This is a genomic window from Cryobacterium zongtaii, assembly GCF_002909375.1.
Classification (GTDB): Bacteria; Actinomycetota; Actinomycetes; order Actinomycetales; family Microbacteriaceae; genus Cryobacterium; species Cryobacterium zongtaii.
Genome location: NZ_PPXD01000015.1, coordinates 110,508 through 126,078 on the forward strand (window position 1 = coordinate 110,508; position 15,571 = coordinate 126,078).

The 15,571-nt window shown below is 68.7% G+C and carries 17 protein-coding genes; 7 read left to right on the top strand and 10 right to left on the bottom strand.

Features of this window, described 5'->3' with window-relative positions; genetic code table 11:
- Positions 1-74 precede the first annotated feature (74 nt).
- Positions 75-1,838 carry a 2-succinyl-5-enolpyruvyl-6-hydroxy-3-cyclohexene-1-carboxylic-acid synthase gene (gene menD / locus C3B61_RS10610; protein ID WP_103460583.1) on the bottom strand — a complete coding sequence of 588 codons (1,764 nt, stop codon included), beginning with the start codon at positions 1,836-1,838 and terminating at the stop codon, positions 75-77.
- Positions 1,831-2,265 carry a PLD nuclease N-terminal domain-containing protein gene (locus C3B61_RS10615; RefSeq protein ID WP_103460562.1) on the bottom strand — a complete coding sequence of 145 codons (435 nt, stop codon included), beginning with the start codon at positions 2,263-2,265 and terminating at the stop codon, positions 1,831-1,833. Before C3B61_RS10615 ends, menD begins: the two co-directional genes overlap by 8 nt.
- 70 nt (positions 2,266-2,335) lie before the next feature.
- Here C3B61_RS10615 and C3B61_RS10620 point away from each other — a divergent pair, with 70 nt between their 5' ends.
- On the top strand, positions 2,336-2,641 hold the full coding sequence (locus tag C3B61_RS10620; RefSeq protein WP_088454980.1) for a DUF4229 domain-containing protein: 306 nt from the start codon (positions 2,336-2,338) through the stop codon (positions 2,639-2,641).
- A gap of 74 nt (positions 2,642-2,715) precedes the next feature.
- Here C3B61_RS10620 and C3B61_RS10625 read toward each other — a convergent pair whose 3' ends face one another.
- The 3 genes from C3B61_RS10625 to C3B61_RS10635 all read right to left on the bottom strand — a co-directional run bounded on the left by C3B61_RS10625 (position 2,716) and on the right by C3B61_RS10635 (position 5,911).
- Positions 2,716-3,756: a 1,4-dihydroxy-2-naphthoate polyprenyltransferase gene (locus C3B61_RS10625; protein WP_103460563.1), complete on the bottom strand. Its 1,041-nt coding sequence runs from the start codon at positions 3,754-3,756 to the stop codon at positions 2,716-2,718.
- A gap of 77 nt (positions 3,757-3,833) precedes the next feature.
- A complete protein-coding gene (locus tag C3B61_RS10630; RefSeq protein ID WP_208858805.1) occupies positions 3,834-4,991 on the bottom strand; it encodes an AMP-binding protein in 1,158 nt (385 codons plus the stop codon).
- An 8-nt stretch (positions 4,992-4,999) separates the two neighbouring features.
- Positions 5,000-5,911: a 1,4-dihydroxy-2-naphthoyl-CoA synthase gene (locus C3B61_RS10635; protein ID WP_088454978.1), complete on the bottom strand. Its 912-nt coding sequence runs from the start codon at positions 5,909-5,911 to the stop codon at positions 5,000-5,002.
- Positions 5,912-6,109: 198 nt separating this feature from the next.
- On the opposite strand from C3B61_RS10635, the gene C3B61_RS10640 reads away from it, so the two are divergent.
- The 5 genes from C3B61_RS10640 to C3B61_RS10660 are packed head-to-tail and all read left to right on the top strand — an operon-like array spanning position 6,110 to position 9,179.
- Entirely contained in the window at positions 6,110-6,463 is a 354-nt protein-coding gene (locus tag C3B61_RS10640) for a hypothetical protein (RefSeq protein ID WP_103460564.1), read from the top strand.
- A complete protein-coding gene (locus C3B61_RS10645) occupies positions 6,460-7,512 on the top strand; it encodes a sigma-70 family RNA polymerase sigma factor (protein WP_103460565.1) in 1,053 nt (350 codons plus the stop codon). Before C3B61_RS10640 ends, C3B61_RS10645 begins: the two co-directional genes overlap by 4 nt.
- Positions 7,513-7,563: 51 nt before the next feature.
- A complete protein-coding gene (locus tag C3B61_RS10650) occupies positions 7,564-7,896 on the top strand; it encodes a DUF7882 family protein (RefSeq protein WP_088454975.1) in 333 nt (110 codons plus the stop codon).
- Positions 7,893-8,156 carry a hypothetical protein gene (locus tag C3B61_RS10655; protein ID WP_103430995.1) on the top strand — a complete coding sequence of 88 codons (264 nt, stop codon included), beginning with the start codon at positions 7,893-7,895 and terminating at the stop codon, positions 8,154-8,156. Before C3B61_RS10650 ends, C3B61_RS10655 begins: the two co-directional genes overlap by 4 nt.
- A gap of 42 nt (positions 8,157-8,198) precedes the next feature.
- The gene (locus C3B61_RS10660) at positions 8,199-9,179 is read left to right on the top strand and encodes an o-succinylbenzoate synthase (RefSeq protein WP_103460566.1); all 981 of its coding nucleotides are present in this window, start codon (positions 8,199-8,201) and stop codon (positions 9,177-9,179) included.
- 149 nt (positions 9,180-9,328) lie between these two features.
- On the opposite strand, the gene ccsB is transcribed toward C3B61_RS10660, so the two are convergent.
- From ccsB to C3B61_RS10685, 5 genes are read right to left on the bottom strand one after another with little or no spacing between them, the layout of a single operon-like run.
- A complete protein-coding gene (gene ccsB / locus C3B61_RS10665) occupies positions 9,329-10,279 on the bottom strand; it encodes a c-type cytochrome biogenesis protein CcsB (protein WP_103460585.1) in 951 nt (316 codons plus the stop codon).
- Positions 10,280-10,330: 51 nt separating this feature from the next.
- Positions 10,331-12,004: a cytochrome c biogenesis protein ResB gene (resB, locus tag C3B61_RS10670; RefSeq protein WP_103460567.1), complete on the bottom strand. Its 1,674-nt coding sequence runs from the start codon at positions 12,002-12,004 to the stop codon at positions 10,331-10,333.
- A complete protein-coding gene (locus C3B61_RS10675) occupies positions 11,988-12,749 on the bottom strand; it encodes a cytochrome c biogenesis CcdA family protein (RefSeq protein ID WP_088454971.1) in 762 nt (253 codons plus the stop codon). The genes resB and C3B61_RS10675 overlap by 17 nt, the downstream gene beginning before the upstream one ends.
- Positions 12,750-12,751: 2 nt before the next feature.
- Positions 12,752-13,360 carry a TlpA family protein disulfide reductase gene (locus C3B61_RS10680; protein WP_103460568.1) on the bottom strand — a complete coding sequence of 203 codons (609 nt, stop codon included), beginning with the start codon at positions 13,358-13,360 and terminating at the stop codon, positions 12,752-12,754.
- Entirely contained in the window at positions 13,357-14,001 is a 645-nt protein-coding gene (locus C3B61_RS10685) for a histidine phosphatase family protein (RefSeq protein WP_103460569.1), read from the bottom strand. The genes C3B61_RS10680 and C3B61_RS10685 overlap by 4 nt, the downstream gene beginning before the upstream one ends.
- A 79-nt stretch (positions 14,002-14,080) precedes the next feature.
- Here C3B61_RS10685 and aspS point away from each other — a divergent pair, with 79 nt between their 5' ends.
- Positions 14,081-15,394, top strand: a complete 1,314-nt coding sequence (gene aspS / locus C3B61_RS10690) for an aspartate--tRNA(Asn) ligase (protein ID WP_103460586.1) — start codon at positions 14,081-14,083, stop codon at positions 15,392-15,394.
- The last annotated feature ends 177 nt before the right edge of the window (positions 15,395-15,571 follow it).

Sequence of the window (15,571 nt, forward strand, 5' to 3'; positions counted from 1 at the left end):
CCCGCACCGCCTGTCGCGCAGAGCGCAGCCGGGCGCACGTGTCCGCACCGGCAACACAAAAGGCCGGCTTCCAGTTAGCGGGCCAGGGGGACCTCGAGCAGGGTCGGGCGGGCCACCGGCGCCGTCAGGGCGCTCTCCAGGGTGCTGCGGGTCGCCGCCCGCGCGTAGTCCCAGCCGTACGCGGTGGCGAGAGCCTCGAGATTCACTTGCTGCGGGGTGAAGAGCACTCTGTCGATGGCAGACGGGGCGGCGGTGGTCGCCACCTCGAGGCCGTCGAAGATGGTGCCGCCGCCGTCGTTGCCCACGATCACCTGCAGCCGCGGTCGCACCTCACCGGGCGCAATCAGCAGTGAGCCGGCGTCGTGCAGCAGGGTCACGTCGCCGACGAGCAGCCGGGTCGTGCCCGTCGACAGCGGATGCGGGCCCGCCTGGCTGGCCAACGCGATGCCCAGCGCCGTGGCAATGGTGCCGTCGATGCCGGCCAGACCACGGTTGGCGTGCACGGGGATCTTCTTGCCAGCCACCCGGCTGTCCAGCTCGCGGATCAGCCTGGACGCGCCCAGCACCAGGCGGTCGTGCGGCCAGGAGGCGCGCCACACGGCGTCGGCGAGCATTGCCCGGGTGACCGGGGCCTTCATCGCCGCGAACTCGGCCTTGGACAGGCCGTGGGTGTTGAAGGCCGGGGCGTCGAGCTCGGTGTCCTCGGCCAGGATGCTCCGGCTCGCCATGACCCACCGGCCCACCCAGGCCCTGGCCTCGCGGGTTCCCGCTACGGCGATCGCCTCGTCGGTGGCGGCAACGGCCCGCGCGAACCTCGCTACCCGGTGCCCGGGGTTGTACCACTCGAGGCCGGCCGGGGCCACGACGATGGTCTCCACGTCTTCACGCAGTACGAGCGCCGGGATCTCCCGGCTGAGGGTGGGGTGGCCGAACACGATCACGCGTTGCACCTGGCCGCCGAAGTCGGCGTCCCCGAGCAGTTCGCGGTAGGCCACGACGAGGTTCGGGCCGAACCTGGCGCCGCTGGAGACTTCGGCGATCAGCGGCCAGCCGGCGAGGCGGGCCAGCTCCTCCGCGGCCGGCCCGGCGCCGGCGCCGGCGACGACGACGGTGCGGGGACCCGGCGGCAACGGATGCGGCGGATCGGCGGGCGCCGCCGCATCCGGCCGGCCCGGCAGGGACGCAGCAGCGGCGACGGCCTCGAGCTCGACGGCGGCCGACAGCGGCTCACGGAACGCCAAGTTCAGCTGCACGGGGCCGGGGTTGTTCGTCTGGGCGCCCAGCGCCGTCGTGTAGGCCAGCCGGGCCAGGGCGATCGCGATGTCCGACTCCCCCACGGTTCCGTCGGGGGCCGCCACGTCCTCGCAGAGACGCACGGCCTCCGCAAAGATCCCCGGCTGCACGGTGGTCTGGTTCGAACGGATGCCCCGCAGCTCGGCCGGCCTGTCGGCGGTGAGCAGGATCATGGGCACCACGGAATGGTGTGCCTCGAGCACCGCGGGATGCAGGTTGGCCACGGCGGTGCCGGAGGTGCAGACCACCAGCGCGGGGCGACCGCTCTCGATGGCGAGCCCGAGCGCGAGAAAGCCCGCCCCGCGCTCGTCGATGCGCACGTGCAGGCGCAGCAGGCCGAGCCGTTCGAATTCGGTGGCTGCCAGCGCCAGCGCCTGGGACCGTGACCCCGGGCTGAGCACGATGTCGCGCACACCGAGGCTCACGAACTCGGCCAGCAATGCCGCGCTGAAGTCGGTGGCGGGGCTGCCGCTCGGCGCGACCGGACGCACGAGTGCGGTGTCAGGCAGGGTGGTCGAGCCGGAAACGTCGGTGGTCTCAGGCATCCCGTCGGCCCGGCTGGTCACCCTCACCGGGTTCGGTCTTCTTGGGGTCGACTCCGGCGGTGCCGGGGTGGGACGTGTCGTCGGCCGGCGGGTCCATCTTGTCGAAGTCGGCCAGTTCCTGCTCGAGATCGCGGATGCGCTGGTCCTGGTCCTTCACGCGGTCCAGGCCGCGCAGGAAGTCGGGGTCGTCGTCGGGGGCCATCGACCGGGTGACCCGGCCGCCGGTGTTCGCGGCGGTGCTGCGGCGGCCGCGACCGATCACCAGCCACAGCACGGCGCCGATCACCGGCAGCAGGATGATCATCAGGATCCAGGCCCACCGGGGCACGCCACGTATACGATTGCGGTCGAACAGCGCGCAATCCACCACCGCATACACGGTGAGAATGACGACGACGACTCCGAGGCCGAACAACAGGCGGAACATGCTGCTAATTGTAGGCCGGTCAGCCGAGAGATCGGTGAGTACTCTCAGCGGCACGGTTTAAGCTGCAGGTATGAAAGCTGTTCCGGCCTGGTTGGTCTTCACCGTGCTCCGCGTCCTGATGTTCGTCGTTCCCTTCGTGGTGCTGTCGCTGCTGGGCATCGAGGGCTGGTTGGCGGCGCTGCTCGCCGCGGTGATCGGCCTGTGCCTGTCCTACATTTTCCTTCGCGCCCGGCGCGAAACGGTGGCCCGCGGTCTCTACGAGGTGCGGCACCGCGACAAGGAGCCCGTGCACCCGGATGCCGAGTCGGAGGACGCCGCCGTCGACCGGGCCGCGGCTTCCCAGACCAACGTCGGCCGCACCCCGCCCGCGCCGTAGTCATCCGCTCATAGTCATCCGCTGAGCGGGCGGCTCGACGCTATCTGTTGCCGCTGCGGGCAACAGTTGTGCCGTTACAGGGCGAAGGCCAGCCCAAGCGTGATGCCGTAGAGCAGCGCCGCCAAGCTGGTGAGCTTGAGCACCAGGATCAGTTCCTTCGCGGTCTTCGCGGTCGCCACGATCAGGCAGGCCGGCAGCACCAGGAGCAGCACGAAGAAGGTGAGCCAGGCCAGCGGGTAGAACAGCGCGAAGAAGCCCGCGATGGCGAAGGGCACCAGCAGGAACACGCAGAACACCACGCGGGATGCCCGGGCGCCGATCCACACGGCGAGGGTGCGCTTGCCGGCGGCCTTGTCCGGCTTGATGTCGCGCAGGTTGTTCACCATCAGCACCGCGCAGGCGATCAGGCCGATGGCGACGGCGCTCAGCCAGCTCTCCAGGTTGACGGTGCCCACCTGCACGTAGGTGGTGCCGACCGTGGCCACCAGGCCGAAGAAGACGAACACGAACAGTTCGCCCAGGCCCAGGTAGCCGTACGGCTTCTTACCGCCGGTGTAGAACCAGGCCGCCACGATGGCCAGGGCGCCCACGGCGAGCAACCACCAGTACTGGCTCACCACCACGAGCACCAGGCCGGCGACGGCGGCGATGCCGAAGAAGGCCAGCGCCACGGTGAGCACGGCGCGGGGCTTGGCGGCTCCCCCACCGGTGAGGCGAGCCGGGCCGACCCGGTGGTTGTCGGTGCCGCGGATGCCGTCGGAATAGTCGTTCGCGTAGTTCACACCGATCTGCAGGCTCACCGCCACCACCAGCGCGAGCAGTGCCCGCACCCAGTGGAACTCGCCGGCGCCACCGGCCACGACAGCGGCTCCGGTTCCCAGCGCCACCGGCGCCACGGCCAGCGGCAGGGTGCGGAGGCGCGCACCGGAGATCCAGTCGCCGGCAGTTGCCGGCCCGCTGCGTGCGGGTCCGGTCCTCGCAGCGTTCTTCCGGGCCGGGTTGCCCGATTTCGCCGGGTACTTGGGCCCGGTCGGTGCCGTGTTCCGGGCGCCGTTCTGGCTGGTCTGACGGGACTTCTGTTGTTTCGGCTCGTTCGGCCGCGCTCCATGTGCCACGCCCTCATGTTACCGGCCGCATCCGGGTCTCCGCCGGGTCACCGCCGGGCCGCCGGGCGGTCCCGCGGGCCGGGCCCTCAGCGCGCGATGAACGCTTCCAACGCCTGCCGGTCCGGCTTTCCCGAGGCCAGGAGCGGGAGGGTCTCGACGGTCACGATGCGAGAGGGACGGGCGGCGCGGCCCAGAGCCGAGGCCGCGGCGGCGCGCACGGCTTCCAACGCCGGCGGCGCAGCGGCTACCACCACCACCACCGGTGTCTGCCCCCAGACCGGGTCGGCGGCTCGCACCACGACGGCCTCGCCCAGCCCGGGGAGGCTGCGCACGAGGGCCTCGACGGCATCGAGCGACACTTTCTCACCGCCGGAGACGATCACGTTGTCGGCCCGGCCGGTGACGCTCACGGTGCCGTCGACGGCGACCGCACCCAGGTCGCCCGTGCGGTACCAGCGCACGCCGTGGTCGTCCCGGAATCTGTCGCCGGTGCGATCCTCATCGCCGAGGTACCCCTCGGCGAGCACCGCTCCGCTGATCTCAAGCTGCCCGTCGACGGCACGCACCAGGGTGTTGCCGATCGGGACGCCGTCGTACACGCAGCCGCCGGCGGTCTCGGACGAACCGTAGGTGCGCAACACGCGGATCTTCTGCCGTTCGGCCCGGTCGATCAGTGCCGGGGCCACGGCCTGGCCGCCCACGAGGATGCCGGTGAAGCGCCGCAGCACGGTCAGGATCGCCGGGTCGGCGTCGGCGGCATCCAGCAGCCGGGCCAGCTGCACGGGAACCAGCGAGGTGAACCGCAACGGTTCGACGAGGCGGCGGGCGTACTCGGCGAAGACGACGGGATCGAAGTGGCCGGGCGGCAGCAGAACGGGTTCGGTGCCGGCCACGATCGACCGCACGAGCACCTGCACGCCGGCGATGTAGTGGGCCGGCAGGGCGAGTAACCATTGGCCGTCGCCGCCGAGGGCCACGCTCGACGCTGCCGCGGAGGCGAGCAACGCGTCGGTGCTGAGCATCACCCGTTTGGGCGCGGCCGTCGAGCCCGATGTTTCGATCACCACGGCCACTCGGCGCGGCACCGGTCCGAGCCCGGCCCGGTCGGCCCCGGTTCCGTTCTCGGCCGCAGGCGACGGAACCGGCACCGGTAGCAGCGCGTCACCCGTGGCGGAGAGCGCCAGGCGCAACTCGGTCAGCAGGTGCAGCGGATCCCCGGCGGGAACCGCGCGGACGGGCCTCACCGCATCCCCTAGAACTGCCAGGGGTACGGCGACCAGTCCGGTTCGCGCTTCTCAAGGAACGAGTCCCGGCCCTCGACGGCCTCGTCGGTGCCGTAGGCCAGGCGGGTTGCCTCACCCGCGAAGACCTGCTGCCCGACCATGCCGTCGTCCACGGCGTTGAAGGCGAACTTGAGCATCCGGATGGCCGTGGGCGACTTGGTCAGAATTGTGCGCGCCCAGTCCAGCGCCTCGTTCTCCAGCTCGGCGTGCGGGACGACGGCGTTGATCGCGCCCATCTCGAGAGCGCGTTGGGCCGAGTACTCGCGGGCGAGGAAGAAGACCTCCCTGGCCGCCTTCTGGCCCACCTGGCGGGCGAAGTATGCGCTGCCGTAGCCGCCGTCGAAGGAGCCGACATCGGCATCCGTCTGCTTGAACTTGCCGTGCTCGGCGCTGGCGATGCTGAGGTCGCAGACCACGTGCAGGGAGTGCCCGCCGCCCGCCGCCCAGCCGGGGATCACGGCGATGACGACCTTGGGCATGAAACGGATCAGACGCTGCACCTCGAGGATGTGCAGCCGGCCGCCCCTGGCCTTGTCGATGCCGCTGGCGGTCTCGCCCTCACCATACTTATAGCCGTCCCTGCCGCGGATGCGCTGGTCGCCGCCGGAGCAGAACGCCCAGCCACCGTCTCGCGCGCTCGGGCCGTTGCCGGTGAGCAGCACCACGCCGATGTGCGGATTGGTGCGGGCGTCCTCGAGGGCGGCGTAGAGTTCGTCGACGGTTTGCGGCCTGAAGGCGTTGCGCACCTCCGGCCGGTTGAAGGCCACGCGGGCGATGCGGCCGGTGAGGTCGTGGTGATAGGTGATGTCGGCAAGAGCGCCGAAGCCATCCACCGAACGCCACTGGGTCGGGTCGAAGATCTCTGAAACCAGTTCGGGCATGCCACCAGACTACGCGGCAGGCTCGGACTGCCGGGCAGGTCGCCGGGTCCTGGCGTGGGCCGATCTACAGCTGGGACCGCTCACACCAGACATGAGGGCTATTCAGGTGTACCTCCTCGGCAGCGTCCCCGTCAACCCCTTGAACGGGCTAGATGCCGAGTTGTGTACTTATGTCACCCGAACGACCTGGAGGTGGTCATGTTTCACAACAGCCCCTCGGCACCCGACACCGCGTTACCCGAATACGCACCCGTCACCAGCGCCGAAACCTACACAGCTCCTGTCCTGAACCCGACACCCATACCCGGCAGCACCGTCGACGACACGGCCCTCGGCCTCGGCGACGTCGAGATCACCGAACTCTCCCCCACGGAGTGGCGCGTCGCAGACCATGGCATCGAGCATGACGACCCGACCGCCCTACTCGGCCTCATCCAGATCGTCGGCAGCGCCTTCGAGGTGACCAACCTCGGTCGTCCGCGGGAACGCGCCTACTTCACTTCCTTTGACCGTGCCACAGCCAGTCTTCTCCCCCGGGGGGTCCTCGCATGACAACCATCGTCCAGCCGCCCACCACCCGTGCGAGCGCTCGCGCCACAACTCAGACCCCGGCAGCGCCGCCGGAGTCGACCCCGTCGTCGTATTCCCCGTCGGCCGCTGCCAGCGCCGCGGCCACCTCCCGCTACAGCCGTGCTTCCACGGATGCCTTCGGCGACTACCTGCGCCGCATCGGCAAGGGCCCCCTGCTCTCGGCCGAGGACGAGGTGGATCTGGCCCGCAAGATCGAGGTGGGCCTGTTCGCTGAGGAGAAGATGAACAAGGCGGAAGCCGAAGGCACCCCGGTGAACCCCGAGTTCAAGCGCGAACTCACCTGCCTGGTGTTCGAGGGCCGGCGGGCGAAGAACCACTTCATCGAGGCCAACCTGCGTCTCGTGGTGAGCATCGCCAAGCACTACTCCGGCCGCGGCGTCCCGATCATGGACCTCGTGCAGGACGGCAACATCGGCCTGGTGCGGGCGGTGGAGAAGTACGACTTCATGACCGGATTCAAGTTCTCCACCTACGCCACCTGGTGGATCCGGCAGGCCATCCACCGCGGCATGGCCGACAAGTCCCGCATGATCCGCATCCCGGTGCACACCGCCGAGAAGCTCAACAAGATCAAGCGCATCCGCCGGGACCTCACCAGCACCCTCGACAGGGAACCGACGCTCAAGGAGATCGCCGAGCTGTCGCAGATCGCGGTGCGGGACGTGTCCCGCCTGCTGCAGTACGACAACGAGCCCATCTCGTTGCACGCACCGGTCGGCGACGGCATCGGCGACATCGCCGAGCTGATCATCGATGACGACCTGCCCCAGCCCGACGAGTGCGCCACCATCACACTGCGGGCTGCCGACATCACGTTTTATCTCGATGCCCTGCCCGACCGGGAGCGGTCCATCCTCACAGCCCGCTTCGGTCTCACCGGTGAGGAACCACGCACCCTCGACCAGATCGCGGTCATCCAGGGGGTGACGCGGGAGCGGGTCCGACAGATCGAGAAGCGAGCCTTGGCCCTCCTAAAGGTGCCACGACTCGAGCGCTATCTCAGGGACTAGAAGCGAAAACCGGCGTAGCGTAACACCTACCCCTATCAACGGAGTGGTGCAATGGGCAAGCTGACGTACGATTCGAGCCTCACGGCGGATTTCGATGATCGCGTGCTCGCGCACATCCAGGTAGTGATCGGTGCCAAGCTACGCCGGGGCGAGTGCTTCTATTTCACCTGGCGAGACGACCCGCAGGGCGGTGACGGACGGAGCACCATCTGGATGCATCCCAGCATTCCGCTGGCCTACAAGTATTTCGGCGGTCGTTCGCCCAGCCTCAACCGCGACTGGATCGAGGCGCTGATGCTGACCGCGAATTCATCGGGTGGCCTGCAGATCGTGCCGGAGCCGCACCGTCTGGGATCCACGTCCAATGGTAAGGATGATTCGTGACCCGCATCGACATCGTCTACGGCGGTAAGCCGTACACGCTCGGCGACCGCACGCTCGAATCACTGCGAGCCGAGATCTCCGACGCGGCGGCGGCCGGCGTGCCCACCTGGCTGCGGGTCAACAGCGGCGCCGGGCGCTATCAGGATGCCTATCTGCTCATCTCTCCGGGCACCGCGATCGCCATCGTGGACGTGCAGCCCAACGGTCCGGACGTGACGCTCACTCCCGAGGAGACGTTCGTCGCCGATTCCACCGAATGAACGGCTCAGAAGCGGACCCGCGGATGCTGGCACACTAGAGCCATGCTCCCTTCACTGCACGACGTGCTCGCCACCGCCCGCGTGGTCGACCTCCCCCTCGTCACCGGCTTCCGCGGCCTCACCAGCCGTGAAGCCGTATTGATCGAGGGGCCGGCCGGCTGGACCGAGTTCTCCCCCTTCGTGGAGTACGACGACGAAGAGGCGTCGGCCTGGCTGCGGGCGGCGCTGGAGTTCGGCTGGGAAGAGAGCCCGGCCCTTCGACGAGACCGGGTTCCGGTGAACGCGACGGTGCCGGCCATCGACGCCGCCGACGTGCCGGCACTGCTGGCCCGGTTCCCCGGCTGCCGCACCGCCAAGGTGAAGGTCGCCGACCCCGGCCAGACCCTCGCCGAAGACGTGGAGCGGGTGCGCGCGGTGCGCAAGACACTCGGCGCGGAGGGACGCATCCGGGTGGATGCCAACGGGCTCTGGAACCTCGACGAGGCCGAGCACGCGATCCACGCCCTGGCCGAGTTCGACCTCGAGTACGTCGAACAGCCGTGCGCGTCGATCGACGAGTTGGCCGAGATCCGCCGCCGCACCGACTACCTCGACCTGCCGATCGCCGCCGACGAGAGCGTGCGCAAGGAGTCCGATCCCCTGCTGGTGTCCCGCTCCGGCGCTGCCGACCTCCTGGTGGTCAAGGTGCAGCCGCTCGGCGGCATCCGCGCTGTGCTCGCGATCCAGGCCGAGACCGGCCTGCCGCTGATCGTCTCCAGCGCCCTCGACACCTCGGTCGGTATCTCGATGGGCGCGTTCCTGGCGGCGGCCCTGCCCGAGCTCGACTACGACTGCGGCCTGGCCACCGCGTCGTTGCTGGCCGCCGACGTCACCCATGAGCCGCTGCTGCCCGTTGACGGCAGCATCCCGGTGCGCCGGGTGGTGCCGGATGCCGACCTTCTCGACACCTACGCGGCCAGCTCTGAGCGCCGCGACTGGTGGCTCGCCCGCATCACCCGCGTGCACGCCCTGCTCGCCGAGTAATCAGAAGGCGCGACGTACGGCCCGCCTAGAGCTCTGCGGGGTAGGCGCCGTTATGCGGGTGGCGCGCCACCCGCATAACGGTGTGGCACCCGCACATTGCGGATCCGACGATCGGGCGCGGACCGAGCGGGCGCGACCCTCGCCGCGGGCTACAGGCCGGAGTAGGCGTGCAGGCCCTTGAAGAATACGTTCACGACGCCGAAGTTGAACATCACGGCGGCAAAGCCGATGATCGCCAACCAGGCCGACCGCGATCCGCGCCAGCCCCGGGTGGCCCGCGCGTGGATGTACCCGGCGTAGATCACCCAGATGATGAAGGTCCAGACCTCTTTGGTGTCCCAACCCCAGTACCGGCCCCAGGCCCGTTCGGCCCAGATCGAGCCGGCCATGAGGGTGAAGGTCCACAGGATGAAGCCGATGATGTTGGTGCGGTAGGCCAGGTTCTCCAGGGTGACCGCCGACGGCAGGGTCTTCAGGAATTTGAGCCGGCCGGGCTTGTCGGTATCCACCCGGTCCTCGCGGCGGGCCTGCAGCAGCTGCACGAACGAGAGCGCGAAGCCGAGGGCGAAGAACCCGGTGGCGAGAGACGCCACGAACACGTGGATGACCAACCACACCGACTGCAGAGCCGGCGGCAGCGGGGCCACTTCCACGTAATACTGCTGGGCGATGCCGAGCAGGATCAGGACAAGTCCGGTGACGAAGGTGCCCAGGAACCGCAGATCGATGCGGGTCAGCAGGATCAGGTACACCGTGACGATGAGGAGAGTTCCGGTCATCGCGAACTCGTACATGTTGGCCCACGGCACCCGCTCGGCGGCGATGCCGCGCAACACCGTGGCCACGAGCTGCAGGCCCCAGGCGAGCACGGTCAGCGAGACGCCCACCCGCAGGCTGGCGGAGCGGCCGTACGGCGTCGCCGCATCGTTGACCATCCGGGCGCTGATGCGGGTGAGGGTGCTGGTTCCGCCGGCGGAACCCACGGAGGTGGCCTCGCCCGATCGGGCCTTGGCGGACTCGACATCGGCCGTGTCCACCGCAGAGCTGCGCTTGGCCAGGTCGATCGAGAAGGCGATGAACGCCAACGCGTAGACGGCCATGGCCGAGTACAGGCTGAGGATCGAGAGCTCGTTCAGATTCACCAGTACAGCCTAAGCGGGTTCGACGGGTGAAACGACCGGGGCCGAGCGTTCCAGCAGGGCGATGTGCCGGTCGGCGAGGGCGGTGACGGCCGACTCCAGGGCCGGGTCCTCCCCGCGGGCGAGGCCGGCGTATTCGAGCCGCACCGAGCCATCCGCCTGGTCAATGGCCTTCACCCAGAGCCGACGGCGCGGCACGAACAGCGAGGTGAGCAGCCCACCGAGCACGAGCACCGCGAACAGCAGCACCCAGCCCTGGGTGGGGTCGTGGTGGATATCGAACGACGCGAACCGCGGCACCGAGCCTGAGAAGTCTCCCGCTTCGGCATCCGGAGTGGCGTTCTCGAAGGTCACCGAGCCCAGCCCGTTGGGCAGCTCCTGGGTTTCACCTGGCTTGAGTTCGAGCGGCTGGATGTCGCTCGTGCGGGTGGCCAGCGGCTCCATGGAGTCGGTGTCGAGGGAGTACACCGAGGTGGGCACACCCTCGTCCAGGCCCAGGTCCCCCGCGTACACGTTGAGGGTGAGCACGGGGTACTCGAGGTCGGGGAAGCTGGAGAAGTACGAGCCGGTGCTGCTCTCGTCCTGGGTCGGGTAGAAGAAGCCGACCAGGCCCACCTGCTCGGCGAGGCCGTCCGGGACCTTCACGATGCCCAGCGAGGTGAGGTTGGCGTCCTGCGGCAGGAACGGCACGGAGTCGGTGAACACCACTGTGCCCTCAGGGTCCTTCACCGTGATGGTCGGCGCGTAGCCGTTGCCGAGCAGGTAGACGCTGGTGCCGCCGGTACGCAGCGGGTCGTTGACCCGCACCGCGCCGGGCTCGGCGTCGCCGCCGCGCGGGGTGACCGTGACGCCGGCGGTGAAGTCGACGGGCTGGCCGAACGCCTCGAGGTTCGCAGTCTCGTAGCTCACCGTGAAGTCGTCGAGGGTGAGCGTGTACGGGTCCAGTTCGGTGTCGTCGAAGAACCGGCCGGGGTTGAACGAGTCGTAGGCCAGCAGCGTGTTGACGAAGGTCTGGCCCTCCACGAGTACTCGTTGGCCGCTGAAGCCGAAGCCGCTGCCGAAGCCGACCACCACGAGGAGACCGACCAGGGCGGAGTGGAAGACCAGGTTGCCGGTCTCACGCAGGTAGCCGCGCTCGGCCGAGACCGAGAACTCAGTGGGGCTCTCGAACAGCGCCACCCGGTAGCGGCCCTGCTTGAGGACGGTGCGGGCGGAGGCGACGGCGGTGGCGGCATCCGTGCCGGCCGGGGCCGTGCGGGTGGTGAAGCCGGCCAGCCGGCCGAGGCGCGCGGGGGTCTTGGGCGGTTTGGCCCGCAGGGCCTGCAGGTGGTGCTTGGTGCGTGGGATGACGCAGCCGATCAGCGAGACGAACAGCAGCAGGTAGATGGAGGAGAACCAGGCGGAGGAGTACACGTCGAACGCCTGGATCTTGTCGAGCACCGGCGCCAGGTCGGGGTTGTCGGTGAAGTACTGGGTGACGCCGTTCGGGTCGGAGCTGCGCTGGGGCACCAGAGAGCCGGGCACCGCCGCGATGGCGAGCAGCAGCAGCAGGAACAGCGCGGTGCGCATGCTGGTGAGCTGACGCCAGAACCAACGCAGGGTGCCGACAAAACCGAGTTTGGGCTGGCTGATCCCGTCGCCGGCGGGCGCCGGGGCGGAGTCGATGTGGTCAGATGGCCGGGACATAACTGCCAATCACCCCTTGCAGGTTCAGGAGCCAGGCATTCCACACGCCGCTCACCATGAGCACCCCGATAACGATCAGGAGCACGCCGCCGAACAGGTTGATCGCTCGGATATGACGCTTGAGAAAGGCTACGGCCCCGGTGGCCCAGTTCAGGCCCAGGGCGATCAGCAGAAACGGGATGCCCAGGCCGAGCGCGTAGAACAGCGCCAGCAGGCCGCCCTGCCACGGTGAGCCGGTGCTCAGGCTGAGCGAGTTGATGGCCGTGAGCGTGGGGCCGGTGCACGGGGTCCAGCCGACCGCGAAGACCGCGCCGAGCACCGGAGCGCCGGCCAGGCCCATCCGCGGCCGCCAGGAGGTCTTGATGGTGCGCTGCATCGCGCCGAACTGACCGACGAAGACCAGGCCGAGCAGGATCACGACGGCGCCGGCGACGCGGGTGATCAGGTCACGGTACTGGTTGAGCCAGAACCCGGCGACGCCGAACACCACGCCGGTGAGCACGAAGACCAGGGTGAAGCCGAGGATGAACAGGGCCACGCCCAGCAGCAGCCGGTTGCGTCCCCGGCGCGCGGAGAGCTTCGACCCGCTACTCCCGTCGGCGAACCCGCCGATGTAGGCCAGGTAGCCGGGCACGAGCGGCAGGATGCACGGGGACGCGAACGAGACGAGCCCGGCCAGCACGGCGATCGGGATCGCCAGGAACAGTTGCCCGCTGAAGACGATCTCGCCGAAGGGATTGCCCACGCCTAGCCGTCCTCGGCAATCGTGTCCTTGATCAGGGTTTCCAGGATGGACGGCGAGTTGACCTGGCCGAGGATGCGCGCGGCGACCCGTCCAGAGGAGTCCAGCACCAGGGTGGTCGGCACGGCGTTCGGGGGGATGCTGCCGCTGAAGGCGAGCTGCAGGCCGCCGTCGTCGACATCCATCACCGATGGGTAGCTGATCTCGTAGCTTTCGTTGAAGGCGATGGCGCTGGGCGCCTGGTCGCGCACGTTCACACCGAGGAAGCTGGCGCCCTGGCCGGCGAACTCCTCGCTGATCGTCTTGAGGTCCGGGGCCTCGGCGCGGCAGGGGGCGCAGCTGGCGTACCAGAAGTTGACCACGAGGACCTCGCCTGCGTAGTCGGCAGAGCTGACCGTGGAGCCGTCCTCGAGGGTGCCGTCGAAGACGACGGACTCGCCGCGATCTTCGGCGGCGATTTCGGTGACGCTGCCGTCGCCGGCGATGTAGCCCTTGCCGCTGCCTTCACGGTACTGCGCGGCGAGCGGGTCGTCGCTGGTGCACCCGGTCAGCACGAGGCCGAGGCTGACGAGGCCGATCAGGGCGGCAGGAATCAGACGTGGTCGGCGACTCACACTGCACCTACATCGTTGGCCGGCACCAGAAGGGCGGCGGCGGGACTCGCATAGCCGACCTCGGCGGGCACATTGTCGCGCAACGACAGCGTGGTAATGCTGGACAGGTCACAGCGGCGTTTGCGCGGGTCGTGGGCGAGGCGTTCGTGGGCCAGGGTGCGGTGCACCATCCAGATCGGCAGCTGGTGGCTGACCAGAACGACGTCACCGTCGTCGACCGAATGGAAGGCATCGTCGATGGCGGCGAGCATCCGAGCAGAGATGGACGCGAAAGGCTCGCCCCAACTGGGCCGGGCAGGGTTGATCAGGCTGGGCCAGGTGCGCGGGTCGCGCAGGGCGCCGCCGGGGCCGCGCATCCTCTTGCCCTCGAAGCGGTTGGCGGGCTCGATGATGCGCTCGTCGAGGTGGATGGGCAGACCGAAGGCCGCCATGATCGGGGCTGCCGACTCCTGGGTGCGCTGCAACGGCGAGGCGATGATCCGCCCCACGGGGCGCCCACGCTCGACGAGGTCTGCGGCAGCCGCCTCGGCCATCCGCTGCCCCAAATCGGACAGCCGAAAGCCGGGAAGTCTGCCGTAAAGCACGCGCTCGGGGTTAAAAACCTCACCGTGCCGCACGAGATGTACCTGGCTAGCTACCACACGCTCCAGTCTACGGAGAGGTCACCCGCGAATTCGCCGAGAGCTGTGCGGCTAAACTCAGGGGGTGAATGCGCGCGTACTGATCAAGAACCTTGCTGCCCTCGACGACGGTCTCGTTTCCGTGTCCGGATGGGTTGAAACCGTCCGAGACCAGAAGAAGGTGCAATTCGTCGTCTTGCGCGACGAATCCGGCGCCGTGCAGCTGGTCAATCCACGCACCACGGATGCCGAGGGTGTCGTCGTCGACGACGAGCCGGCGACCACCATCTCCGGCCTGTCCCAGGGCAGTTTCGTCACCGTGACCGGGCAGCTCAAGCACGACGAGCGCGTCAAGCTCGGCGGCATCGAGATCAAGCTGGCGTCCCTCGAGGTCGTCACCCTCGCCATCCCGGAGACCCCGATCGCGGCAGACTCCAGTCTGGACAAGCGTATGGACTGGCGCTTCCTCGACCTGCGCCAGCCCAAGGCGAGCCTCATCTTCCGCATCCAGACCACGTTCGAGCACGCCCTGCGCACGTACTGGATCGAGCACGACTTCATCGAGCTGCACACCCCGAAGCTGATGGCCAGCGCGAGCGAGTCCCGCGCCGAGCTGTTCGAGGTGGAGTACTTCGACCGCAAGGCCTACCTGGCGCAGAGCCCGCAGTTCTTCAAGCAGATGGCGCAGTCCGCAGGTTTCGGCAAGATCTTCGAGGTGGGGCCGGCGTTCCGGGCCGACCCGTCGTTCACCAGCCGGCACGCCACCGAGTTCACCAGCGTTGACTCGGAGATCAGTTGGATCGACAGCCACGAAGACGTCATGCAGCTGCACGAGGACCTGCTCGTGGCCGCGTTCACCGCGGTGAAGGCCAAGCACGGCGAGGAGGTGCTCGCGCTGTTCGGCGTCGAGGTCACCGTGCCGAGCACGCCGTTCCCGCGCATCCCGCTGGCCGAGGCCAAGGAGATCGTCAAGAGCCGCGGCTACGAGGTTCCCCGCGATGACGACGACATGGACCCCGAGGGCGAGCGCCAGATCGCGGCATACGTCGCCGAGACCTACGGGCACGAGTTCGTGTTCCTCACCGACTACGCGTCGAGCATCCGCCCGTTCTATCACATGCGCCACGAGGGCGACGCGAGCCTGACCAACAGCTACGACCTGATCTTCAACGGCACCGAGATCTCCACCGGCGCGCAGCGTGAGCACCGCATCGACGTTCTCGTCGAGCAGGCCGTGGAGAAGGGTCTCGACCCGGCCGAGATCGCGGGTTACCTGGACTTCTTCCGTTACGGGGTACCGTCGCACGGTGGCTTCGGCATGGGCCTGGCCCGCGTGCTGATGCTGATGCTGCACCAGGCATCCATCCGCGAGGTCACCTACCTGTTCCGCGGGCCGACCCGCCTGGAGCCGTAACCCCTACTCCCGCTCGCGAAAGTCGCGCCTGTCTCACGGACAGGCGCGACTTTTCGTTAAGACCAAACCTTTTCCGGGGTGGGGCCGAACCACCTGCATACCAAGCAAGCCCCCACACTCCACAGCAAAGGACTTCATCATGCGCAGCTTCACCAAGACCGCACTCGGCCTCACCAC